We start from the raw sequence: 22,595 nt of genomic DNA, 5'->3' as shown, positions 1-22,595 counted from the left end.
AGAGGGAATAGAACCATGGACGCCAACACCGAAAAGCGGCCCTTCAATCTGTCGCGCTGGGCAATCGGACATCCGAGCATCGCCCGCTTCCTCTTCGGCCTGATCATCATCACCGGCGTGCTCGGCCTGATGCGCATGGGCCAGCGCGAGGATCCCGAATTCACCTTCCGCGTCATGGTCGTCCAGGCCATCTGGCCGGGTGCTTCCATTCAGGAAATGGAAGACCAGGTCGTCAACAAGATCGAGCGCAAGCTGCAGGAAACGCCGCATATCGATTGGGTCAAGTCCTATACGCGGGCGGGCAGCGCCATCATCACGCTGCAGGTCAAGGGCGATACGAATTCGCAGGAGGTGGCGGATGCCTTCTATCAGGTGCGCAAGAAGGTCGGCGATATCGCGAGCGAGTTGCCGCAGGGCCTGCTCGGCCCCTATTTCAACGACGAATTCGGCGATACCTTCATCACGCTGCATTCGATCAGCGGTGACGGCTATTCCTATCCGGAGCTGAAGAAATTCGCGATCCAGGCGCGCGACATGCTCTTGACGACGCCTGGTGTCGAGAAGGCCGTCATCATCGGCGACCAGCCTGAGAAGATCTATATCGACGTCTCGTCCAAGGCGCTCGCCGAGCGCGGCCTGACGATCCTCGACCTGCAGAACGCCATCAAAGGCCAGAACAATGTCGATCCGGCAGGTTCCGTCGATACCGGCCTGCGGTCGGTGCGCATTTCGGTCGAAGGCGACGTGAAGAAGGCGGCCGATATCCGCGAACTCCGCCTTCGCGCCGGCGGTCAGGTGACGCGCCTCGGCGATATCGCCATCGTCAGTTCCGGGCTCGAAGATCCCTACCAGCGCAAGTACCGGTTCAACGGTCATGAAAGCGTTCAGGTCGGCGTCGTCATGGCCAAGGGTTTCAACGTGACCGATGTCGGCAAGGACGTGGAGGCGACCTATCACCGCTTCGAGGAAGCACTGCCTTACGGTGTGGCAGTCGACCAGATCGCCAACCAGCCTGACGTCGTGACGGATGCAATCAGTGAATTCATGCATGCGCTCGGCGAAGCCCTCGTCATCGTGCTCGTCGTTTCGTTCCTGTCGATCGGCTGGCGCTCGGGTCTCGTCATCGCCATCGCCATTCCGCTGGTGCTCGCCGCCACCTTCGCATTGATGTACGAACTCGGCATCGACCTGCAGCGCATCTCGCTCGGCGCGCTGATCATCGCGCTCGGCCTGCTGGTCGACGATGCGATGATCGTCGTCGAGATGATGGAGCGGAAGCTGGAGGAGGGGCTGGTCAAGATCGAGGCGGCAAGCTTTGCCTATTCCTCGACCGCCTTCCCGATGCTGACCGGCACGCTGATCACCACCGCCGGCTTCATTCCCGTCGGATTCGCCGCGTCGACGGCGGGTGAATATGTGCGCTCGCTGTTCTATGTCGTCGGCATCGCGCTCGTGACCTCGTGGTTCGTCGCGGTCTATTTTACGCCATGGCTCGGCTACATGATCCTCAAGCAGCGCCATCACGCCGGCGAGCATCACGATGCCTTCGACACCGGCTTCTATCGCCGGCTGCGCGGCACGGTCGGCTGGGCGGTTCGCCACCGGGTCATCGTGCTGCTCTTGACGCTCGGGACATTCGTCACCAGCCTCTGGGCCTTCCAGTTCATTCCGCAGAATTTCTTCCCGCAATCCTCTCGGCCTGAGATCCTCGTCGATCTCTGGTTGCCCGAGGGCACCAGCATTCGGGAAGTCGAGGTACAGGCAAAGGCGCTCGAAGCGAAGATGATGGATGATCCGGACAAGCGGTTCATCGCCACCTATATCGGCGAAGGCGCCCCGCGCTTCTTCCTGCCGCTCGACCAGCAGCTGCGCAATCCGAACTTCGCCCAGCTTCTCGTCATGGCGAAGGACGAGCCGGCGCGCGAACGGCTGATCGTCAAGATGCGCACGATCCTTGCGGAGGACTTCCCCGACATTCGCGGCAAAGTCGACCGCCTCTTCCTCGGCCCGCCCACCGGCTGGCCGGTGCAGATGCGCGTGATGGGGCCTGACCGCCAGGAAGTGCGAGCGATCGCCGATCAGGTGAAGGCGCGCTTCGAAGCCAACCCGATGCTCGGCGCCATCCATGACGACTGGCTGGAACAGGTGCCGGCGATGAAGCTGGTGATCGACCAGGACCGCGCCCGGGCGCTCGGCGTCACCTCCCAGCGCGTGCGTCAGATGCTGCAGACCGCCATGTCAGGTGCTGCGCTCGACGATTTCCGCGACGGCGAGGAGACGGTCTCGATCGTCGCCCGCGAGCCGGATGCCAGCCGCTCGCTGCTGTCAGCGGTCAATTCGGTCTATGTCCCGACCGATTTCGGCGGCTTCGTGCCGGTCTCGCAGGTCGCCAAGGTCGTGCCTGTGATGGAGCAGGGCATCGAATGGCGGCGCGACCGGCTGCCGACGATCACGGTGCGCGCGACGCTGCCGGACGGCGTGCAGCCGAACGACGTCGTCATGAAGATGTATGCCGACATGAAGGACCTGCGCGACAGCCTGCCGGCCGGCTATAATGTCGAGATCCAGGGCGGCGCCGAGGATGCGGCGGAAAGCCAGATGTCGATTGCCGCCAAGGCGCCGATCATGCTCGCCGTCATCGTCGTGCTCTTGATGGTGCAGTTGCAGCATTTCGGCAAGGCGATGCTGGTGCTTGCCACCGGGCCGCTCGGCATCATCGGGGCTGCCGCCGCCTTGCTGATCAGCGGTGCGCCCTTCGGATTCGTCGCGATCCTCGGCGTCATCGCGCTGCTCGGCATCATCATGCGCAACTCGATCATCCTGGTCGATCAGATCGATCAGGACATCAAGGCCGGCATGCACCGGCAGGAGGCGATCGTCGGCGCTGCCGTGCGTCGTTTCCGGCCGATCATGCTGACGGCGCTGACGGCCGTGCTCGCGCTGATCCCGATCTCGCGCGGCGTCTTCTGGGGGCCGCTTGCCTTTGCGATGATGGGCGGCATCCTCGTCGCCACAGTGCTCACCATTCTGGTTCTGCCCGCCGGTTACGCCCTTTTCTTCGGCCGCGAGCCGAAGGCGAAGGAAGAGCCAGGCCGGGATGCCGACGCCATCCAGGAAGAGGCGGATGACAGACATCCGCCGGCGTTGGCAGCAGAGTGAGGACGGCGCGGCGAAAGCCGCGCCGTTTTCCTTACGGGCCACTGGTCGCTGGCCGCTAAGTCCGTGTTCGCGCCGATTCCCTTGCCGCCCCGAAAAAGTTAAGCTCGGGAAAACATGCCGGGAGAGCCGCCGAGACCCCGGCCGCTCATGGACGGGGAGGGTGCGACAATGGCCGATTATCGTCTGGAAACAAGCTGGCGCCCGGTCGAAGGCAGCTTTGGGTGCTTGAACTTCACGCTCTTCAACCTTTCGGCCGAGCCTCTTTCCGGCTTCTCGCTCGCCTATACGTCGGAGACACGGGTTGCCGGCAAGCATGTCTGCGACGGCGGCAGCCTCAAGCGGCAGGTGGCGCATTTCCATGAATTCCTGCCGCCCGATGGGCTGAGCGTGCCGCCGGGTGGGCACTGGCGGTTTACCGTCGAGGGGCTGACCCGGGAGCCGAGACATGCGACGTCAGGCGTCAAATCGGCCTATCTCACACTTGGCGACGGACGCCATGTTCCTGTCGCCTTCCGCGATCTCGTTCTCGAAGGCCGGGATGGCGGCGTGGCGCCGCCGCTTCTGCCGCCCGGCCGGGTCCAGGAGCCCTATTCGCTGCTGCCCTGGCCGCTGGTGCTCGGGCTGAAGGCGGGAGAGCTGCCGGTCGTCCTCTATCCGGCGGGGAAGACGCGGCCCGATGCGATCAAGGCGCTTTCCCTGGTTATCGAGCTTTACCAGCGGCTCTATCCGGCCGACAATGCGCCGTTTTCGCTCTCTGCCGTCGAAGGCGGGCGGGCTATCCGTTTCGTCACCGAATCGTCGATCGCCGAATTCTCCTATGAATTGCGGTTTACCGCGCATGAGATCGTGCTTTCCTCTGCCGATGCGACGGGGCGACACTACGGGCTGATCAGCCTGGCGCAGCTCATGCACGGCGCGCGCGCCGATCGGGAGAACTTCAAATTCCCCAATTTCGGCACCATCGCCGACCAGCCGCGTTACGACTGGCGCGGCTGCCATCTCGATGTGGCCAGGCAGTTTTATCCCGTTGCGGACGTCATGCGGCTGATCGATATCCTTGCCTGGAACAAGCTCAACATCTTTCATTGGCACCTGACCGATGACGAGGCCTGGCGGCTGGAGATCAAGGCCTATCCGGAGCTTACGGAGATCGGCGCGCGGCGCGGGCCGGATGAAGTGCTCGTGCCGCAGCTCGGTGACGGGGCGGAGCCGCGCTCCGGCCACTACACGCAGGAGGATGTCGGGCGGATCGTCGCGCATGCCGCCGCGCTGCATGTCGAGGTGGTGCCGGAAATCGACGTTCCCGGCCACAGCACCGCGACGCTGTTCTCGCTGCCCGCGCTCGTCGACGGGCAGGAGGCGCCGGACAGCTACCGCGCGGTGCAGGGTTATCCCAACAATGCCCTCAACCCGGCGGTCGAATTCACCTATGAATTTCTCGGCAGGGTCTTCGACGAGATGGTGGCGCTGTTTCCCGGCGACTATATCCATATCGGCGGCGACGAGGTGGCGAACGGCGCCTGGCTTTCCTCGCCGCTTTGCAAGGCATTGATGGAACGGGAGAAACTTGCCGGTACGGCCGAGCTGCAATCCTATTTCCTGAAACGCATCAAGGCGATGCTGTCGGAGCGCGGCAGGAAGCTCGCCGGCTGGAACGAGGTCTCGCACGGCGGCGGCGTCGATCGCGACGGCACGTTGCTGATGGCCTGGGAAAAGCCTGCGGTCGGGATCGAGCTGGCGCAGCAAGGCTACGATGTGGTGATGACGCCGGGGCAAGCCTATTATCTCGACATGGCGCAGGCCGAAGCCTGGGACGAGCCCGGTGCGAGCTGGGCGGGCCATGCGCCGCCGGAACATACCTATGCTTACGAGGCCGAGGGCGAATTGCCGGAAGCGTTGCGGGAGAAGATACGCGGCGTTCAGGCCTGTATCTGGACAGAAAACTTCCTCTCTCGCGCTTATTTCAACCGGCTGGTCTTCCCGCGCCTTCCTGCCGTCGCCGAAGCCGCATGGACACCCTTGGAACGCAAGGACTGGGATCGGTTTGCAGCGATCGTGCGGATGTGGCCGGAGCTTTAGGAGGCAGCGGCATCGGCTTTCAGCCCCAGAAGTGCGGCGCCGATCAGGCCGGGTTCGATGCGGCATTGGCTCGGCACCACCAGCGGGCGGTCGAATTTGCGCAGGATGCGGGCGCGCACCGCATGGTCGAGTTCGGCAAGCAGGGGCTCGACATTGGAAAGCCCGCCGCCGACCGGGACGATGGTGGCGCCTGTGATGTTGATGGTCAGCGCCAGCGGCGAGGCGACGAGATCGACATAGACGTCGATGGTGCGCGTCGCTTTTTCCTCGCCGCGCCCCCAGGCATCGATGATCTCTTCGCTCGAAAGGTCGAGATCGTGCAGCGTCTTGTGCAGGCGCTCCAGCCCGCGGGCGCCGCCGACGGTGTCGACGCAGCCCTTCTGCCCGCAGCCGCAAGCATAGGCGGGAATGGCGACGGGCGGATTGCCGGCCGCCGATGCGATGATCGGGCCGTGACCCCATTCGCCGGCAAAGCCGCCGGCCTCGTTGACGAGACGCCCATCGGCAACCAGCCCGCCGCCGACACCGGTGCCGAGGATGGCGCCGAAGACGATGCGGTGGCCGCAGCCTGCGCCGAGACCGGCTTCGGCCATGGCGAAACAGTCGGCATCGTTGGCGATCAGGACAGGCAGAGCAAGTTCGGTTTCGAGGTCGGCTGCGAGCGTGCGGCCGTGGATGCAGGGAATGTTGGCGCAGGTCAGGCGCTGCGTATCGGGATCGACGACGCCGGCGATCGACAGGGCGATGCGGCTCGGCTGTTCGCCGGTCTCGGCGATGATGCTGCGCAGGGTCTCGACGAAAGCGGCAAAATCATCCCTCGGCGTCGGGCGGCGGCCGAGGGGGACGATGTCTGTCTCGGAGCGGGCGATGCCGCCCTTGATGGCGGAACCGCCGATGTCGAATGAAATGATCATTGCGCCCTGCCGTTTCTCTGCTCTTGCAGCGTCTGCTCGCACTGTTGATGGGGAATTACAAGCCTTCATTCGCAGTGCCCTACGAGATGAAGGAGGTGGACGGGAGCGACGCCCCGCCACAATTTCTAACCCGATAAGTCATTCAATTGGCATATTGCATCGCCAGAATTCAGCCCTACACTTCCATCGCTCACCGGTATCATGATCATCGAAAACGCCGATTCCCGCAGACCCCGCAGACCGCGTCCGCCACGTCCCAAAGGCCGCCGCCTCTCAGCCGTCCTGCGGCAGCTGGCAGGCGACCGAAGCCGGGAGTGGATTTCGATCGGCGACCTTTTCCAGACGATGGGCGACCGCGCGATCAGTGCTCTGATGCTGATCTTCGCGCTGCCGAACGCCTTTCCTACCCCGCCCGGCACCTCGGCCGTGCTCGGCGCGCCGCTGGTTTTCCTGGCGGTGCAACTGACTTTCGGGCTCAAACCCTGGCTGCCGAAGGCGATCGCGAACCGCTCCATGCGGCGGGAGGACTTCGAGACCATCGTCGTGCGCATCCATCGCTGGCTCGCCTGGGCCGAACGCATGCTGAAGCCGAGGCTTGCGATCTTCGCCGAGCCGCCGGCGGAGTATCTCGCCGGTCTCGCATGCCTGCTGCTTTCGATCGTGCTGGTGCTGCCGGTTCCGCTCGGCAACATCCTGCCGGCGATCACGATCTCGGTCTTCGCTTTCGCCATCATGGGACGTGACGGGCTCTTCGCGCTCATCGGTTTCCTCATGACGACCGTGTCGCTCGTCGTCGCGGGCGGCGTGATTTACGGTTTGGCGAAGACCGCGATTTATCTCGTCATGCAGTGGTTTGCCTGAGCGATGGCGTCAACGGGCTCGACATTTTCAGGAATTTTGTTTTGATCTGGCGATACAGACTCAAAATCATGTTCGACGGCGACAAGCCGGCTCACTTTGCGCGGTAGGCATTCAATGGCAAAAAGATCCGAGACCCCTGGACGGCTCGACGATGCGGCACGTGCCGGCTGGCTTTATTACGTCGCCGGGCGCACGCAGGATGAAATCGCGGCTTCGATGGGGATCTCGCGGCAATCGGCGCAGCGGCTGGTATCGCTGGCGGTCGCCGAGCGTCTGATCAAAGTGCGGCTTGACCATCCGATCGCCGCCTGCCTCGAGCTTGCCAATCAGCTGCGGCGGAAGTTCGGGCTGAAACATGTGGAGGTGGTGCCGAGCGATCCCGGTTCCTCATCCACGACAGTCGGCATCGCCGAGGCGGCTGCGGCCGAGATCGAGCGCTGGCTGAAGCGGCCGGAGCCGATCGTGCTTGCGGTCGGCACGGGCCGCACGCTGAAGGCGGCCGTCGACCAACTGCCGGCAATCGAATGTCCCGGCCATCGCATCGTTTCGCTCACCGGCAACATCGCGCCTGATGGATCGGCCGCCTATTACAACGTCATCTTCAGCATGGCGGATGCGGTGAAGGCGCGGCACTACCCGATGTCGCTGCCCGTGCTCGTCACTTCGGCGGAGGAACGGGAACTGCTGCACGGCCAGCAGCTCGTGCGCTCGACGCTCGACATGAGCGCCCAGGCGGACGTCACCTTCGTCGGCATCGGCGAGCTCGGCATCGACGGCCCGCTCTGCGTCGATGGTTTCCTCGAGAAGGACGAGATGATGGAGCTGATGCGCGGAGGAGCTGCCGGCGAGATCTGCGGCTGGATCTTCGACGCCGACGGAAGGCTGATCGACAACCCGATCAACGAGCGCGTGGCGTCCGCGCCGATCCCCTCGCGCGAGTCCTCGACGGTCATCGGGCTGGCCAAGGGCAAGCGGAAATACAAGGCGATCAGGGCGGCCGTCGTCGGCCATCAGATCAATGGGTTGATCACCGACGAAGACACGGCTGAGTTTTTGCTCAAGAGTTGAGCAAAAAATTCACATTCCAGATCAATGAGATAGGCATAGCCTTCGGCATCGCAGCATCGAATGCCGATTGACATTTTTCGCGGCTTGGTGAGTAATTGCCCATGAGCAAAGCGAATGCTCACATCTCATCTTCTGGGAGGAAGATATGACATTGAGAACTTTTCTGCTGGGCGCCTGCTCGGCACTGGCGTTTGCCGGCATGGCTTCGGCCGAGACGCTGACAATCGCGACCGTCAACAACGGCGACATGATCCGGATGCAGAAGCTGACGGATGATTTCAAGGCGAAGAATCCCGGCATCGACCTCGAATGGGTCACTCTCGAAGAAAACGTGCTGCGCCAGAAGGTCACGACCGACATCGCGACCAAAGGCGGCCAGTACGACGTCCTGACGATCGGCACCTATGAAGTTCCGATCTGGTCGAAGCAGGGCTGGCTGCTGCCGCTCGACAATCTCGGCGCCAATTATGACGTCGATGACCTGCTGCCGGCAATCCGCAGCGGCCTGACCACGGACGGCAAGCTCTATGCGGCGCCGTTCTACGGCGAAAGCTCCATGGTCATGTACCGCAAGGACCTGTTCGATGCCGCCGGGCTGAAAATGCCCGACGCTCCGACCTGGGACTTCATCGCCGACGCTGCGAAGAAGATCACCAACAAGGATAAGGAAATCTACGGCATCTGCCTGCGCGGCAAGGCCGGCTGGGGCGAGAACATGGCCTTCCTGACGGCTATGTCGAACTCTTTCGGCGCGCGCTGGTTCGATGAACAGTGGAAGCCGCAGTTCGATCAGCCCGAGTGGAAGGACACGCTGAACTTCTACGTCAACCTGATGAAGGAAGCCGGCCCTCCGGGTGCTTCCTCCAACGGCTTCAACGAGAACCTGGCGCTCTTCCAGACCGGCAAGTGCGGCATGTGGATCGATGCGACCGTTGCTGCCTCCTTCGTCAGCAACCCGAAGGAATCCACCGTCGCCGACAAGGTCGGCTTCGCGCTCGCCCCGGACAAGGGCCTCGGCAAGCGCGGCAACTGGCTCTGGGCCTGGAACCTCGCCATTCCGGCAGGCTCGCAGAAGGTCGAAGCCGCCGAGAAGTTCGTCGCCTGGGCAACGAGCAAGGACTACACCAACCTCGTCGCCGAGAAGGAAGGCTGGCTGAACGCACCTCCCGGCACCCGCACGTCGCTCTATGCGAATGCGGAGTACCAGAAGGCTGCTCCCTTCGCCAAGATGACACTCGATTCGATCAACTCGGCCGATCCAACCAAGCCGACCGTCAAGCCGGTCCCCTATGTCGGCGTCCAGTTCGTGGCGATCCCGGAATTCCAGGGCATCGGCACGGCGGTGGGCCAGCAGTTCTCGGCAGCCCTTGCCGGCCAGATTTCGGTCGATCAGGCGTTGCAGAGTGCACAGCAGCTGGCAACGCGTGAAATGACCAAAGCCGGCTACATCAAATAAAACCTCCTGAGCCAAGAGGCGGATCCTTGACAATCCGCCCCTCTAGGCCGCCGATTGCCCGAACCGCATCGGCGGCCTCTTTTCAGACACAGCTGCCTTGCGGCCGCTCCCCGCTTCAGTCCAGATCGGTGATTGCCATGGCAACGTTACACACTCGTTCCGCCGCGCGCCTGATGATCGCGCCCTCCGTGCTCTTCCTGTTTGCATGGATGATCGTCCCGCTCGCGATGACGATCTATTTCTCGCTCTTGAATTACAATCTGCTCAATCCGGGCATGGAAAGCTTCGTCGGCTTTCTGAATTACGAATATTTCCTTTCCGATCCGGCCTTCTTTGCGGCGCTGGTCAATACGCTGCTGCTCGTCGCGGGGGTGTTGCTGATCACGGTCATCGGCGGCATCGCCTTCGCGCTGCTGCTCGACCAGCCGATGTACGGGCAGGGGATCGTGCGCATCCTCGTCATCGCGCCGTTCTTCGTCATGCCGACGGTGGCGGCACTCGTCTGGAAGAACATGTTCATGAACCCGGTCAACGGCCTCTTCGCCCATCTTGCGAAGGCGCTCGGCCTGCAGCCGATCGATTGGCTGGCGAATGCGCCGCTGTTTTCCGTCATCCTCATCGTCGCCTGGCAATGGCTGCCCTTTGCCACCCTCATCCTGCTGACCGCATTGCAGTCGCTCGACGAAGAGCAGAAGGAGGCGGCCGAAATGGACGGCGCCGGGGCGATCTCGAAATTCATCTACATCATCCTGCCGCACATGGCCCGCGCCATCACCGTGGTGATCCTGATCCAGACGATCTTCCTGCTTTCGGTCTTCGCCGAAATCCTCGTCACCACCAATGGCGGGCCGGGCACTGACAGCACCAACCTCACCTATCTCGTCTATGCCCAGGCCCTGCTGCAATTCGATATCGGCGGCGCTTCGGCCGGCGGCATCGTCGCGGTCGTGCTTGCCAATATCGTCGCGATCTTCCTCGTCCGCCTCGTCGGCAAGAATCTGGAGGCTTGAGAGATGGCCAGAAAAGTCACAACTCAGCGCAAGGTCATCGTGACCGCGATCGCCTGGACGCTCGGCATCCTGATCTTCTTCCCGATCCTCTGGACCTTCCTGACGAGCTTCAAGTCGGAAGCCGACGCGATTGCCTCGCCGCCGCAGTTCCTGTTCTTCCACTGGACGATGGAGAATTATGCGGAGGTGCAGAGCCGGTCGAACTATCTCAGCCACTTCATGAACTCGGTGGTCATTTCCTTCGGCTCGACGCTGATCGGCCTGATCATCGCCATTCCGGCCGCCTGGGCGATGGCGTTCGCGCCCACCAAGCGGACCAAGGACGTGCTGATGTGGATGCTGTCGACCAAGATGATGCCGCCCGTCGGCGCACTGATCCCGATCTATCTGATGTTCCGCAATTCGGGCCTGCTCGATACGCGCACCGGGCTGGTGATCGTGCTGACGCTGATCAATCTGCCGATCATCGTCTGGATGCTCTACACCTACTTCAAGGAAATCCCCGGTGAGATCCTCGAAGCGGCGCGCATGGACGGCGCATCGCTGATGAAGGAGATCGTCTACGTGCTGACGCCGATGGCGGTGCCGGGCATTGCCTCGACGCTGCTCCTGAACATCATCCTTGCCTGGAACGAGGCGTTCTGGACGCTCAACCTCACCGCCTCGAAGGCGGCGCCGCTGACGGCCTTCATCGCTTCCTATTCCAGCCCGGAGGGTCTGTTCTACGCCAAGCTCTCGGCGGCCTCGACCATGGCGATCGCGCCGATCCTGATCCTCGGCTGGTTCAGCCAGAAGCAACTCGTCCGCGGCCTGACCTTCGGCGCAGTGAAATAAGAAAAGGGAGAGAAACATGGGCAGCATTACCCTTCAGAAGGTTTCCAAGGTCTTCGGCGAAGCCAAGGTCATCCCTTCGATCGATCTCGATATCAATGACGGCGAATTCGTCGTCTTCGTCGGCCCCTCGGGCTGCGGCAAGTCCACGCTGCTCAGGCTGATCGCCGGCCTCGAGGATGTCTCCGGCGGCAAGATCGTCATCGACGGCAGGGACGCCACCGAGAAAGCGCCCTCGGAACGCGGCCTTGCCATGGTGTTCCAGTCCTACGCGCTCTATCCGCATATGAGCGTGCGCAACAACATCGCCTTCCCGCTGAAGATGGCAGGCGTCGACAAGGCGGAAATCGACCGGAAGGTGACGGATGCCGCCCGCGTGCTGAACCTGACCGATTATCTCGAGCGCAAGCCGCGCCAGCTTTCCGGCGGCCAGCGCCAGCGCGTCGCGATCGGCCGCGCCATCGTGCGCCAGCCTTCGGCCTTCCTGTTCGACGAACCGCTGTCGAACCTCGATGCGGCCCTGCGCGTCAACATGCGCCTCGAAATCAGCGAGCTGCATCAGCAGCTGAAGACGACGATGGTCTACGTCACCCACGACCAGGTCGAGGCCATGACCATGGCCGACAAGATCGTCGTGCTGAACAGGGGCAATATCGAGCAGGTCGGCTCGCCGCTCGAACTCTACAGCCGCCCGCGCAACCTTTTCGTCGCCGGCTTCATCGGCTCGCCGAAGATGAATTTCATCAAGGGCCAGAACGCGGCCGAGCTCGGCGCGCATACGCTCGGCATCCGTCCCGAACACGTGCTGCTGTCGATGGAGAGCGGCGACTGGAAGGGCAGGGTCGTCGTCGCCGAGCATCTCGGCTCCGACACCTTCCTCCACATCGATGTCGAGGGGATCGGCACGGTGACGGCGCGCGGCAGCGGCGATTTCGCCGCCAAGGCGGGCGATATGGTCTATCTGACACCGGACCGTTCGCGCATTCATAAATTCAACGAGGGCGGCCTTGCCATCTGAGCAGGCGGCCGGCTGGGGGCAGGCATGCGAGCTGGGCGATGGCGCCCGGCCGTCTCGGCAAGACCTTCAAGAGGACTGAAACATGACGTGCAAACTATCGCTGGCAACGCTTTCCGACGCGGCGCGCACCGCCGCCATCCCTGGATATGACAGGGCGTCGCTGAAAGCCGGCATCGTGCACTTCGGCGTCGGCAATTTTCACCGCGCCCATCAGGCGATCTATCTCGACGATCTCTTCAACCAAGGCGCCGATCACGACTGGGCGATCGTCGGCGCCGGCGTGCTGCCGTCGGACGCCGCCATGCGCGAAAAGCTCGCGGCCCAGGATTTCCTGACGACGGTGGTCGAACAGGACAACAACAAGACGGCGGCGCGCGTCACCGCGCCGATGATCGACATCCTGCCGGTCGGCGATCCCGCCGCGATCATCGCCAGGCTTGCCGATCCGGAAATCCGCATCGTCTCGCTGACGATCACCGAGGGCGGTTATTTCATCGATGCTTCGGGCACGTTCAATCCGGCCCATCCGGCGATCGCCGCCGATGGGCAAAATCCCGGCGCGCCGAAGACGGTTTTCGGGCTTGTTGTCGCCGGCCTGAAGGCGCGCAAGGACAAGGACATCGGCCCTTTCACCGTCATGTCCTGCGACAACATTCCCCATAATGGCGTCGTCACCGCCAATGCCGTGATCGGCACGGCCGCGCTTTCCGATCCTGCGCTGGCCGACTGGATCCGGGCCAACGTCGCCTTCCCGAATGCGATGGTCGACCGCATCACGCCGGCGACCGGCCAGCGGGAGATCGATTTCCTGAGGGACAATTTCGAGATTGAAGACAACTGGCCAGTCTATTGCGAAGAATTCAAACAATGGGTGCTCGAAGACAAGTTCACGGCCGGCCGGCCGGCACTGGAAAAGGTCGGCGTGACCTTCGTTCCCGATGTCACGCCCTACGAGCATATGAAGATCCGCATCCTGAACGGCGGGCATGCGGCGATCGCCTATCCGGCGGCGCTGATGGATATTCACTTCGTTCATGATTCCATGGAAGATCCGCTGATCCGGGCCTTCCTCGCCAAGCTCGAGAAGGACGAGATCATCCCGATCGTGCCGCCGGTGCCGAACACGTCGCTGACCGATTATTTTGCCCTGATAGAGCATCGCCTGCTCAATCCGAAGATCGCCGACACCATTCCGCGGCTGGCGCAGGACGGCTCGAACCGCCAGCCGAAATTCATCCTGCCGTCGACGCTCGACAATCTCCGCCAGGGCAGGGACATCGTCGGCCTGGCGCTGGTTTCGGCGCTCTGGTGCCGCTATTTCGCCGGCAAGACCGACAGCGGCAAGGATATCGTCTTCAACGATGCCAGCGCCGATCGCCTGCATGCGGCTGCCCTGAAAGCCAAGGACGATCCGTCAGCCTTCCTCGTCTTCGACGACATTTTCGGCGAGGTGGCAAAATCGGAACTTTTCCGCAAGCGTTTTGCCCATGCTCTCAAAACCCTGTGGGAAAAGGGCACGCGGGAGACGCTGCAGCTCTATCTCGACGGCAAGCTCGCAGTGTAGGAATCGGGATGGCGGCAGCAACTGCCGCCGTCCATCCGGCTTTGCGGGCGAAGCTGGGCGCGTCCGAATCGAACTCAGGTTGGGTCTTTCATGGCTGATGCTGAACCAGGGCTGGTCATCTTCGATTGCGACGGCGTGCTCGTCGACAGCGAGCCGATCTCGATCAGTGTGCTCGTCGGCGCGATGAGCGATTTCGGCGTCTCGATCACCGAGGACCAGGCCTATGAACGTTTTCTCGGCCGCAGCCTTTCCACGGTCATCGATACGCTGGAAACCGAATTCAACGTCCATGCCGGCGAGGAGTTCCTCGAGCGTATCCGCACCGACCTCTACGCCCGTTTTCGCACCGAATTGAAGCCGATCGAAGGAATTGCCGCGACGATCGACGGGCTCGGCATTCCCTGCTGCGTCGCTTCTTCAAGCCAGATGGAGCGAATCCGGCTGTCGCTGTCCGTCACAGGGCTTCTCGACAGGCTGCCCGACATTTTCAGCGCGACGATGGTCAAGCGCGGCAAGCCGGCGCCCGATCTCTTTCTGCATGCGGCCCGGCAAATGCATGTGGAGCCCGCAGCCTGCGTCGTCGTCGAGGACAGTCCGGCCGGTATTGCGGCTGCCAAGGCGGCGGGCATGACGGTCTTCGCCTTCACGGGCGGATCGCACGCCAACTTCGCCGGATACCGCGCCGAATTGGACCGGCTTTCGCCTGATGTGGTGTTTGACGCCATGCCGGATTTGAGACACCTTGTCCGCAAACACAAGCTGGACGGGACCAAGCCTTGATGCGTGATCATGTGGTTGCGGTGGATATCGGCACGGGCAGCGCGCGCGCCGGCATCTTTAATGCAAGCGGCAGGCTGCTTGCCAAGGCCGAGCATCCGATCGTCATGAACCGGCCGCGTGAGAATCATGCCGAACATGATTCCGAGGACATCTGGTCCGCCGCCTGCACGGCGGTGCGCAGGGCCATGGAGCAATCGGGCATTGCCGCCGCTTCCGTTGGAGCGATCGGTTTCGACGCCACATGTTCGCTCGTCGTGCGCGATGTCGAGGGCCGCCAGATCAGTGTTTCCACGGGTGGCGAAAAGCGTTTCGACACTATCGTCTGGCTCGATCACCGGGCGCTGAAAGAAGCCGACTTCTGCACTGCGACGGAGCACAGGGTACTCGAACATTCCGGCCACGTGATGTCGCCTGAGATGGAGATGCCGAAGCTGATGTGGCTGAAGAAGAAGCTGCCCGCCACATGGGAAAAGGCCGGCTATTTCTTCGATCTCGCTGATTTCATGACGTGGAAATCGACTGGGTCGCTTGCCCGTTCGCGCTGCACGCTGACGGCGAAGTGGAACTATCTCGCCCATCTCGAAACGGGCTGGCAGCAGGATTTCCTGGAGCGGATCGGCCTCGATGACCTTCAGGCGCGCGGCCATCTGCCTGACGAAACCGCGCCCGTCGGAGACAGCGTCGGCCGGCTGACGCCTGACGCGGCCGAAGCGCTCGGGCTTACGACCGATTGCCATGTCTCAGCCGGCATGATCGACGCCTATGCCGGTGCGCTCGGTGCGCTCGGCGGTTATGCCGCCGATCCCGTGAAACGCGAGCATCAGTTGGCGCTGATCGCCGGCACGTCGAGTTGCATCGTCGCCTTTTCGCAGGAGCGCAAGCCGAGCCATGGGATGTGGGGTCCCTATTACGAGGCGGTCTTCCCGCAATGCTGGCTGGTGGAGGCCGGGCAATCGGCGACCGGTGCGCTCCTCGACCATATCGTGCGCATGCATGCGGCCGGCGGCGAGCCGACCTCGGCGCTGCACCAGAAGATCGTGGCGCGGATTGCCGAATTGCGGGCCGAGGAGGGTGACGCCTTCGGGGAGCGCATTTTCGTGCTGCCGGATTTTCACGGCAATCGCTCGCCGCTCGCCGATCCGCATGCGGTCGGTGTCGTCAGCGGGCTGACGCTCGATGCCTCCTTCGACGGGCTTTGCGCGCTCTATTGGCGCACGGCGGTGGCGATCGCACTTGGTATCCGCCACATCCTGGAGAAGATGAAGGAATACGGCTACGTGCCCGACACGCTGCATATCGCCGGCGGGCATGTGAAAAACCCGGTGCTGATGGAGCTCTATAGCGACGCCACCGGCTGCAAGGTGGTGGTGCCGAAGATGAACGAGGCGGTGCTGCTCGGTACGGCGATCGCGGCGTCGGTCGCCTGCGGCCTGCACGAGGATCTGGCGGCGGCGGGCGAGGCGATGTATCCGGGCGGCGAGGAGCGGCTTCCCGACAGGACCAAGCAGGCGCTCTACGACCGCGACTACCGCCGCCTGCTTGCCATGCACCGGCACCGCGCCGAACTGGAAGCGATGCAATAGGTTTAATGGTTTGCCGTCTCGCCGAGGACCGTCGCGAATTCCAGCATGCGGCGGCGGCGGAGCGCTGCCTCCTCCCCGACTTCGAGAATGACGGCTTCCGACAGGCAATCGAGTAGCGCGATCAGCGGCGGAAGATTGTCGAGATCGGGAGCGCGGGCGGCCGGCAGCGGCAGCATGACGTTCGACTGGTCGGCCATCCAGTCCGCCTGCTGCGGCGAAATGAGCACGACCTTGTAGCCGTAGCGCCGCGCGGTCCTGGCAAGCAGCCGCGCCTTGGCGAAGCGGCGACAGTCGATGATGACGAGCAGCGCATCGTCGACCGCCGGCCGGGCGAAGAGGTCGGCGAAACGGTTGTCGGCACCGTCGAGCGCGCGCACGCCGTCGCGGGCCTGAGTCAGCCGCTGGCAAAAATGGTTGGCGAGGCTCGCAAGGCGCGCATGCGTGGCGATCGACACTTCGCGGGCCGTGCTGATCAGACTGACGGCTTCCGACCAGTTCGGCTGTGCGGTCAGGTGATAGATGTGATGAAGCGCCTGGATCTGCTCTGCAACCAGCACGGCAAGCGGTTTGCCTTCCGCCGCGTCCTGATGCAGTTCCGTCATCGCGCTCTGCAATTGCGCCGGCGATGTTGTCACCGTCTCGCGAATCTCCACCTTGACGCTGTCCAATCCCTGATAGCCGAGGGCCCGCAGGAAGCGCCCGACGGTCATCGGCGACAAATCCAGCCTGTCGGCGACGGATGCGGCCGTCTCGAATGGCAGGTCGTTCAGGTGTTCGGAGAAATATTTCGCGATACGACGTTCGGCGGGTGTCCCCGTTTTAACGTATTGTCTCAGTTTGTGCACAAAGTCTTCCACATCAGCCTCCCCCCGTATTTCCTCAGAGGCGTTCCGTGGATGCGCTGTTGCGACCCCTTGTCTTTGCAACTATTTCGGAAGCTGCTTCTCAGGTCCATGCATATTCTGCCATCACACAATATTATATTAGCATTTATTTTGCGACAAGTTTTCTAGTAAAGCATGCAATTTTATTCTCTCTTGCCGGTGGCATTCGCTATTCCTACATCTTACGCGCAACCGGAGACGCCTTAAGACATGATCCTTGACGCCGCACGACTTTCCCTGGTCAATCTGTTCGCCGCCGAGACACGTTCGGTCTTCTGGAAAGTGCTCGGGCTGACGATTCTGGTGCTGACCGGCCTTTGGTTCGCATTGCGCGGAGCCTTCATGGCCTTCGTCTTTCCCTGGCTGACCAGCTTCTTTCCGGATCTGCCGGATTGGGCGGGATGGTTTGCCCTGGTCTTCGCGATCCTTGCCGGCATCGGCCTTGCGCTCCTGCTGGCGCTGCTGCTTTCGCCGGTGACGGCGCTCATTGCCGGCCTGTTCCTCGACGATGTCGCCGATGTCATCGAAAAACGCGACTATCCCACGGATGCGCCGGGCACCGCCATGCCGATCGGGCCGGCGATGGCAAGCTCGCTCAAGTTCCTCGGCGTGGTGATCGTCGGCAATATCGTCGCCTTGCTGCTGCTGTTCATTCCCGGCGTCAATCTGGTCGCGTTCTTTCTGGTGAACGGCTATCTGCTCGGACGGGAATTCTTCGAATTCGCCGCCATGCGCTTCCGTCCGCCGCAGGAGGCGCGGCTCTTCCGCGCCAAACATGCGCCCACCGTCTTTCTCGGCGGGCTGGTGATCGCGCTCTTCCTGATGATCCCCTTCGTCAATCTGCTGACGCCGCTCTTTGCCGCCGGCATGATGGTGCATCTGCACAAGCTGATATCCGCTCGCGAAGCTCGTTGAGGCTCAGCCGGGCAGGGCGGAGGCGTCATACATCGCCGCGAATTCCGCGCTCGGTGGGATCGGTTTGATGATGTCGATCAGCACGCCGTTCGGATCGGCGGTGATGAAATGCCTCTGGCCGAAATCCTCGTCGCGGATCTCTCTCAAAATCGGCAGGCCGGCATCCCTGCAGGCCTCATAGATGCGATCGACATCCTCGACCTCAAAATTGAGCAGCAAACCGCGAACTTCGCCGCGTGCGACGGCGGGAATGGTCTGGTGGCTGCCGTCGAGAATGGCGAGCGCGACATGCTCCGCCTCGGCCGATTGCAGGTGAACGTACCAGTCGTTTTCGAACAGCGCCTTGAAGCCGAAATGGGCGCAGTAGAAGGCGGCGGTGCCCGGAACGTCGCCGGTCATGATGACGGGATAGTAGCTGGTCGATTTCATTTCTCGCTCCTTCGCGACTTACATACAGTCTGTATGTTTTTATCTCTTAACATACATGCAGTTTGTATGTAAATGACTCTCATGAGCCGCAGCAATCGCGAGAGAACGGAACAGACGAGGCAGGCCCTGATCGACGCCGGACGGCGCATCTTCGTCGAGAAAGGTTATGCCGAGACGGCGACGCCGGAGATCGTCGCGGCGGCGGGAGTGACGCGTGGCGCTCTCTATCATCACTTCGAGGACAAGAAGGCGCTTTTCCAGGCGGTGATCGAGTGCGAGGCGCGGGAGGTGGCCAAGGCGATCGAGGCCTCTTCAGTGCCGGCGGACGGGCCGCGGGCTGCGCTGATCGCAGGCGCTTCGGCCTATTTCACGGCAATGGCGCAGCCGGGCCGAACACGGCTGTTGCTGATGGAAGCCCCTGCCGTTCTCGGGCTGCCGGCGGTTGCGGCGCTGGATGCCGAGAATGCCGAGGCGAGTTTGCGTGCTGGGCTTGCGGCGCTCATGCCTGAGGCGGGGGCGGCGCTGCTCGGCCCGCTGACATCCCTGCTGTCGGCGGCCTTCGACCGCGCGGCGATCGCGATCGAAGCGGGTGGGGAGAGGCGGGATTACGAGCAGGCGATCGCGGCCCTACTCGACGGCCTCGCCGATCACCTGCGGCGGTAGCTCGACGAGCGGTGCGGGAATATCGCAGCTCTTTTCCGGCGACTTGCAAATATCGGCGATGACACAGCGTTCGCATTCCGGGCGGCGCGCCTTGCAGGTATAGCGCCCGTGCAGGATCAGCCAGTGATGAGCGTGATAGAGGTAGTGTTTCGGCACCACCTTCATCAGCCGCTCTTCCACCTCGTCGGGCGTCTTGCCCGGCGCGAGCTTGATGCGATTGGCGATGCGGAAGATATGGGTGTCGACGGCCATGGTCGCCTGGCCGAAGGCCATGGAGAGCACGACATTGGCGGTCTTGCGGCCGACGCCCGGCAGGCGGATCAGTTCCTCGCGCGTTTCCGGAACTTTGCCTGCGAATTCGTCGACCAGCATTTGCGACAGCGCGATGACGTTCTTGGCCTTGTTGCGATAAAGCCCGATCGTCTTGATGTAGTCGCGCACCTTCTCCTCGCCGAGATCGAGCATTTTCTGCGGCGTATCGGCGATTTTGAACAGCGCCCGCGTCGCCTTGTTGACGCCGGCATCCGTGGCCTGGGCGGAAAGCGCCACCGCGACGACGAGGGTGAAGGGGTTGGTGTGCTCGAGCTCGCCCCTCGGCTCCGGCCGCTGCACCGAGAAACGGCGGAAAATCTCTTCGCGCTCGGCCGGGGAATAGGCGGTTTTGACCGCGGCCGCCGGTTTGCGGCGGGCGATCACATTCGAGTTTTGCGAGGGTTTGCCAACGGATTTGAGTTTCGGATTCGCCATGGAGAATCTATACTCAACGCCCATGATGGAAAGCAACGCCGACAGCTTCAACGAAAAGCCTGTTTTCGCCGCCGAGCTCTTTCCCCACCGGTCGCTCGGCCGCAAGGGCTTCAAGGTGCTGCTCATTTTGTCGGGCACCGTCTGCTTCCTCTACGGCATGTTCTTTATCGTGTCCGGCGCCTGGCCGATCGGCTTCTTCTTCGGGCTGGACTTCATGCTGCTCTACGGCGCTTTCTGGCTCAGCTACCGCTCCGGAAGGGCGCGCGAGGAGGTCACGGTGTCGCGCACCGATGTTTCGGTGCGCAAGTTCGCTCCGTCGGGACGAATGGTGGAGCATCATTTCAATCCGTTCTGGGCACGGTTCCTCGTTCGCCGGCATCAGGAGATCGGCATCCTCTCGATGCAGATTTTCGGCGAGGGCCGGCGCACGGATATCGGCTCCTTCCTCAATCCCGATGATCGCGAGAGTTTCGCCAAGGCCTTCAAAGGGGCGCTCGCCACGGTCAAGCAGCGTATCTGAGACATTTGCATATGTGTCGGGGCGCAAGAATCGGGTGGTTTGGCTGCCCGCCCTTGATTATCTCCTGCCTAAAGGAGAAAAACGATGAATATGATCGCGAAGCTCGACACCGATATCACCCCTGACGGCCCGGACTACGATACCGTGCGCCAGGTCATCGAACTCATCAGCGAAGAATATCGTGACCAGCCCTCGCTGGAAGCGATCGCGGCGCGGCTGAACCAGTCGCCGACGCAGCTTCAGAAGACCTTTACCCGCTGGGCCGGCCTTTCCCCGAAGGCGTTCCTGCAGGCCGTCACGCTGGATCACGCAAAGCGGCTGCTGCGGAGCGAAGAGATGCCGCTGCTCGAAACCTCGATCGAAGTCGGTCTTTCCGGCCCGAGCCGCCTGCACGACCTTTTCGTCACCCATGAGGCGATGTCTCCCGGCGAGTGGAAGGCGAAGGGCGGCGGCCTGACGATCCGCTACGGCTTCCACAGCTGCCCCTTCGGTACGGCGCTCGTCATGGCGACGGATCGTGGCCTTGCCGGCCTCGCCTTCAGCGATGCCGGCGACGAGAGGGCTTGTTTCGAGGACATGAGCTGCCGCTGGCCGAATGCAGACTATATCGAAGACCGGCAGGCGACGGCTCCCTATGCCGAACGCATCTTCCAGCCGGGGCGCTGGACCTCGGACCGGCCGTTGCGGGTGGTGCTGATCGGTACGGATTTCCAGGTCAGTGTCTGGCAGAGCCTGTTGAAGATCCCGTTCGGCAAGGCGGTGACCTATAGCGATATCGCCCGGGATATCGGCCGGCCGACGGCGATGCGCGCCGTGGGTGCCGCCGTTGGCGCCAACCCGATTTCCTTCGTCGTGCCCTGCCATCGCGCGCTCGGCAAGAATGGAGCATTGACGGGATATCACTGGGGTCTGACCCGCAAGCGGGCCATGCTCGGCTGGGAGTCGGCGCACGCCTGAGCGGCGGCGCCGAAAGTAAATCAAGCGTGCTCCGCCAGTTCCAGCAGTGCCCGTGCCGCACTTTCATCCGTGATCAGCGTGTTGCAGCCGATGCGCTTGATCGTGGCGCGGATGGCGACGGCGCGGTGGGCGCCGCCGGAGGAGAGCACGATATGCCTGGCTTCCTTCAGCGTATCGAGATCGACGGACATGACGCGCCGATTGATCGAATGGTCGACGGAATTGCCGTCCTTGTCGAGGAAGTTGAACATGGTGTCGCAGACGCAGCCGGCATCGATCAGCTCCTGCAGCTCGGCTTTCGATATCCAGCCTTCCGACAACGAGGTCGAGTGCGGGCCGATGTCGCCGCAGCTGACGATGGCGAGATCGAGATTTTCGGCAAGACGATAGATCGTGTCCAGCCCGCATTTCTCGATGAGATTGCGCTTGGTCTCGACGGAATCGACGAGAAGCGGCGCCAGGAACATGTAGCATTCGGCGCCGAGCTGGTTTGCCAGGCGCCAGGTATAATCGATCGGGTTCGTCTGGTGCACGGCGACGATGCCGCCGAGCAGGGAAACGATCTTGCAGTTGTCGCGGCGCGGCGGACGGAAGCTTGCCAGCGAGGCCGTCATGGTGCGGCCCCAGCCGACACCGATCGTATAGTCGTCGGGAATGGCTTCCGAGAGGAACTGGCCGAGCGCCAGGCCGACATTCTTTGCCAGTGAATCGACGTCGCATTTGACCGGGGCCGGCACCACGATCGCCTCATCGAGGCCGTAGGCGCGCTCCAGCTTCACCGAAAGCTCGACGCAGTCGCCGATCGAATCGTTGATCCAGATCTGGACTTCGCTGCGCTTCATCGCTTCGTCGAGCAGGCGGATGACGGTGGTGCGGCTGATGCCGAGCTGTTCGGCAACGTCTTTCTGCGTCAGGCCCTCATTGTAATAGAGCCATGCGGCCCTCAGCCGAAGCGAGGACGCTTCGGAATAGGCCGTATGCGTGCCGCGTTTGAGTTTGACCACATCTCCTCCCGCACGATTCCTGTCCTCTTGGGGATAGAGGCTTTGACGATGCGCTTGCTGCTGGGATAATGACGGGCGTGACACTTATGTCAATTGAAATGCACAAATGTCCTTGACTTTTCCATCGCCGAGCGTTGATAGTCCTGACGACAT

20 protein-coding genes are annotated in these 22,595 nt (G+C 62.6%); 15 read left to right on the top strand and 5 right to left on the bottom strand.

Annotation, left to right across the window (positions count from 1 at the left end):
- Positions 1 to 15 precede the first annotated feature (15 nt).
- On the top strand, positions 16 to 3,159 hold the full coding sequence (locus QD408_RS15655; protein WP_414139946.1) for an efflux RND transporter permease subunit: 3,144 nt from the start codon (positions 16 to 18) through the stop codon (positions 3,157 to 3,159).
- A gap of 168 nt (positions 3,160 to 3,327) precedes the next feature.
- Positions 3,328 to 5,238 carry a beta-N-acetylhexosaminidase gene (locus tag QD408_RS15650; RefSeq protein WP_414139945.1) on the top strand — a complete coding sequence of 637 codons (1,911 nt, stop codon included), beginning with the start codon at positions 3,328 to 3,330 and terminating at the stop codon, positions 5,236 to 5,238.
- Here the strand turns inward: QD408_RS15650 and QD408_RS15645 are convergent.
- A complete protein-coding gene (locus QD408_RS15645) occupies positions 5,235 to 6,152 on the bottom strand; it encodes an ROK family protein (RefSeq protein WP_088681616.1) in 918 nt (305 codons plus the stop codon). The two genes, QD408_RS15650 and QD408_RS15645, sit on opposite strands and share 4 nt — an antisense overlap.
- A gap of 282 nt (positions 6,153 to 6,434) precedes the next feature.
- Between QD408_RS15645 and QD408_RS15640 the strand changes: the two genes are divergently transcribed.
- The 9 genes from QD408_RS15640 (at position 6,435) to QD408_RS15600 (ending at position 16,323) form a co-directional block, all read left to right on the top strand.
- Positions 6,435 to 7,013 carry an exopolysaccharide biosynthesis protein gene (locus QD408_RS15640; protein ID WP_190237411.1) on the top strand — a complete coding sequence of 193 codons (579 nt, stop codon included), beginning with the start codon at positions 6,435 to 6,437 and terminating at the stop codon, positions 7,011 to 7,013.
- 114 nt (positions 7,014 to 7,127) lie between these two features.
- Positions 7,128 to 8,081, top strand: a complete 954-nt coding sequence (locus QD408_RS15635; protein ID WP_414139944.1) for a sugar-binding transcriptional regulator — start codon at positions 7,128 to 7,130, stop codon at positions 8,079 to 8,081.
- A 145-nt stretch (positions 8,082 to 8,226) separates the two neighbouring features.
- The gene (locus QD408_RS15630; RefSeq protein ID WP_088681619.1) at positions 8,227 to 9,537 is read left to right on the top strand and encodes an ABC transporter substrate-binding protein; all 1,311 of its coding nucleotides are present in this window, start codon (positions 8,227 to 8,229) and stop codon (positions 9,535 to 9,537) included.
- Positions 9,538 to 9,674: 137 nt separating this feature from the next.
- Complete coding sequence (locus tag QD408_RS15625; protein WP_064694471.1) at positions 9,675 to 10,547, top strand: carbohydrate ABC transporter permease; 873 nt, start codon at positions 9,675 to 9,677, stop codon at positions 10,545 to 10,547.
- A gap of 3 nt (positions 10,548 to 10,550) precedes the next feature.
- Positions 10,551 to 11,381 carry a carbohydrate ABC transporter permease gene (locus QD408_RS15620; protein WP_414139943.1) on the top strand — a complete coding sequence of 277 codons (831 nt, stop codon included), beginning with the start codon at positions 10,551 to 10,553 and terminating at the stop codon, positions 11,379 to 11,381.
- Between the two features lie 16 nt (positions 11,382 to 11,397).
- Positions 11,398 to 12,396 (top strand): ABC transporter ATP-binding protein, encoded by a 999-nt coding sequence (locus QD408_RS15615; RefSeq protein WP_414139942.1) that lies wholly within the window; start codon positions 11,398 to 11,400, stop codon positions 12,394 to 12,396.
- Between the two features lie 82 nt (positions 12,397 to 12,478).
- Positions 12,479 to 13,960, top strand: coding sequence for a mannitol dehydrogenase family protein (locus QD408_RS15610; RefSeq protein ID WP_414139941.1), 1,482 nt, complete (start codon positions 12,479 to 12,481; stop codon positions 13,958 to 13,960).
- Between the two features lie 90 nt (positions 13,961 to 14,050).
- A complete protein-coding gene (locus QD408_RS15605; RefSeq protein ID WP_088681624.1) occupies positions 14,051 to 14,740 on the top strand; it encodes an HAD family hydrolase in 690 nt (229 codons plus the stop codon).
- A complete protein-coding gene (locus QD408_RS15600; RefSeq protein WP_414139940.1) occupies positions 14,740 to 16,323 on the top strand; it encodes an FGGY-family carbohydrate kinase in 1,584 nt (527 codons plus the stop codon). The genes QD408_RS15605 and QD408_RS15600 overlap by 1 nt, the downstream gene beginning before the upstream one ends.
- Before the next feature lie 2 nt (positions 16,324 to 16,325).
- Here the strand turns inward: QD408_RS15600 and QD408_RS15595 are convergent, their stop codons facing one another.
- Positions 16,326 to 17,180, bottom strand: a complete 855-nt coding sequence (locus QD408_RS15595) for a MurR/RpiR family transcriptional regulator (protein ID WP_088681626.1) — start codon at positions 17,178 to 17,180, stop codon at positions 16,326 to 16,328.
- A 237-nt stretch (positions 17,181 to 17,417) separates the two neighbouring features.
- Between QD408_RS15595 and QD408_RS15590 the strand changes: the two genes are divergently transcribed.
- The gene (locus QD408_RS15590) at positions 17,418 to 18,122 is read left to right on the top strand and encodes a sulfate transporter family protein (protein ID WP_414139939.1); all 705 of its coding nucleotides are present in this window, start codon (positions 17,418 to 17,420) and stop codon (positions 18,120 to 18,122) included.
- A gap of 3 nt (positions 18,123 to 18,125) precedes the next feature.
- Here QD408_RS15590 and QD408_RS15585 read toward each other — a convergent pair whose 3' ends face one another.
- Positions 18,126 to 18,551 carry a VOC family protein gene (locus QD408_RS15585; RefSeq protein WP_414139938.1) on the bottom strand — a complete coding sequence of 142 codons (426 nt, stop codon included), beginning with the start codon at positions 18,549 to 18,551 and terminating at the stop codon, positions 18,126 to 18,128.
- A gap of 81 nt (positions 18,552 to 18,632) precedes the next feature.
- Here QD408_RS15585 and QD408_RS15580 point away from each other — a divergent pair, with 81 nt between their 5' ends.
- Positions 18,633 to 19,214, top strand: coding sequence for a TetR/AcrR family transcriptional regulator (locus tag QD408_RS15580; RefSeq protein ID WP_414139937.1), 582 nt, complete (start codon positions 18,633 to 18,635; stop codon positions 19,212 to 19,214).
- On the opposite strand, the gene nth is transcribed toward QD408_RS15580, so the two are convergent.
- Complete coding sequence (gene nth, locus QD408_RS15575) at positions 19,179 to 19,961, bottom strand: endonuclease III (protein ID WP_414139936.1); 783 nt, start codon at positions 19,959 to 19,961, stop codon at positions 19,179 to 19,181. The two genes, QD408_RS15580 and nth, sit on opposite strands and share 36 nt — an antisense overlap.
- Before the next feature lie 22 nt (positions 19,962 to 19,983).
- Between nth and QD408_RS15570 the strand changes: the two genes are divergently transcribed.
- Both QD408_RS15570 and QD408_RS15565 read left to right on the top strand, forming a co-directional pair.
- Positions 19,984 to 20,481 (top strand): DUF2244 domain-containing protein, encoded by a 498-nt coding sequence (locus QD408_RS15570; protein ID WP_414139990.1) that lies wholly within the window; start codon positions 19,984 to 19,986, stop codon positions 20,479 to 20,481.
- 84 nt (positions 20,482 to 20,565) lie between these two features.
- On the top strand, positions 20,566 to 21,438 hold the full coding sequence (locus QD408_RS15565; RefSeq protein ID WP_414139935.1) for a methylated-DNA--[protein]-cysteine S-methyltransferase: 873 nt from the start codon (positions 20,566 to 20,568) through the stop codon (positions 21,436 to 21,438).
- A gap of 20 nt (positions 21,439 to 21,458) precedes the next feature.
- Here the strand turns inward: QD408_RS15565 and QD408_RS15560 are convergent, their stop codons facing one another.
- The gene (locus QD408_RS15560) at positions 21,459 to 22,442 is read right to left on the bottom strand and encodes a sugar-binding transcriptional regulator (RefSeq protein ID WP_414139934.1); all 984 of its coding nucleotides are present in this window, start codon (positions 22,440 to 22,442) and stop codon (positions 21,459 to 21,461) included.
- Positions 22,443 to 22,595 lie beyond the last annotated feature (153 nt).

The organism is Rhizobium sp. BR 249 (assembly GCF_047445895.1).
Taxonomy (GTDB): domain Bacteria; phylum Pseudomonadota; class Alphaproteobacteria; order Rhizobiales; family Rhizobiaceae; genus Rhizobium.
Note: the sequence above shows the minus strand (reverse complement) of the source record. Positions and strands in the feature narration are given on the sequence as shown.

Bases quoted from the DNA above. Each gene is read 5' to 3' on its own strand.
- QD408_RS15655 (WP_414139946.1), top strand. From the start codon at position 16: ATGGACGCCAACACCGAAAAGCGGCCCTTCAATCTGTCGCGCTGGGCA.
- QD408_RS15650 (WP_414139945.1), top strand. From the start codon at position 3,328: ATGGCCGATTATCGTCTGGAAACAAGCTGGCGCCCGGTCGAAGGCAGC.
- QD408_RS15645 (WP_088681616.1), bottom strand. From the start codon at position 6,152: ATGATCATTTCATTCGACATCGGCGGTTCCGCCATCAAGGGCGGCATC.
- QD408_RS15635 (WP_414139944.1), top strand. From the start codon at position 7,128: ATGGCAAAAAGATCCGAGACCCCTGGACGGCTCGACGATGCGGCACGT.
- QD408_RS15630 (WP_088681619.1), top strand. From the start codon at position 8,227: ATGACATTGAGAACTTTTCTGCTGGGCGCCTGCTCGGCACTGGCGTTT.
- QD408_RS15625 (WP_064694471.1), top strand. From the start codon at position 9,675: ATGGCAACGTTACACACTCGTTCCGCCGCGCGCCTGATGATCGCGCCC.
- QD408_RS15620 (WP_414139943.1), top strand. From the start codon at position 10,551: ATGGCCAGAAAAGTCACAACTCAGCGCAAGGTCATCGTGACCGCGATC.
- QD408_RS15615 (WP_414139942.1), top strand. From the start codon at position 11,398: ATGGGCAGCATTACCCTTCAGAAGGTTTCCAAGGTCTTCGGCGAAGCC.
- QD408_RS15610 (WP_414139941.1), top strand. From the start codon at position 12,479: ATGACGTGCAAACTATCGCTGGCAACGCTTTCCGACGCGGCGCGCACC.
- QD408_RS15605 (WP_088681624.1), top strand. From the start codon at position 14,051: ATGGCTGATGCTGAACCAGGGCTGGTCATCTTCGATTGCGACGGCGTG.
- QD408_RS15600 (WP_414139940.1), top strand. From the start codon at position 14,740: ATGCGTGATCATGTGGTTGCGGTGGATATCGGCACGGGCAGCGCGCGC.
- QD408_RS15590 (WP_414139939.1), top strand. From the start codon at position 17,418: ATGATCCTTGACGCCGCACGACTTTCCCTGGTCAATCTGTTCGCCGCC.
- QD408_RS15585 (WP_414139938.1), bottom strand. From the start codon at position 18,551: ATGAAATCGACCAGCTACTATCCCGTCATCATGACCGGCGACGTTCCG.
- QD408_RS15580 (WP_414139937.1), top strand. From the start codon at position 18,633: ATGAGCCGCAGCAATCGCGAGAGAACGGAACAGACGAGGCAGGCCCTG.
- nth (WP_414139936.1), bottom strand. From the start codon at position 19,961: ATGGCGAATCCGAAACTCAAATCCGTTGGCAAACCCTCGCAAAACTCG.
- QD408_RS15570 (WP_414139990.1), top strand. From the start codon at position 19,984: ATGATGGAAAGCAACGCCGACAGCTTCAACGAAAAGCCTGTTTTCGCC.
- QD408_RS15565 (WP_414139935.1), top strand. From the start codon at position 20,566: ATGAATATGATCGCGAAGCTCGACACCGATATCACCCCTGACGGCCCG.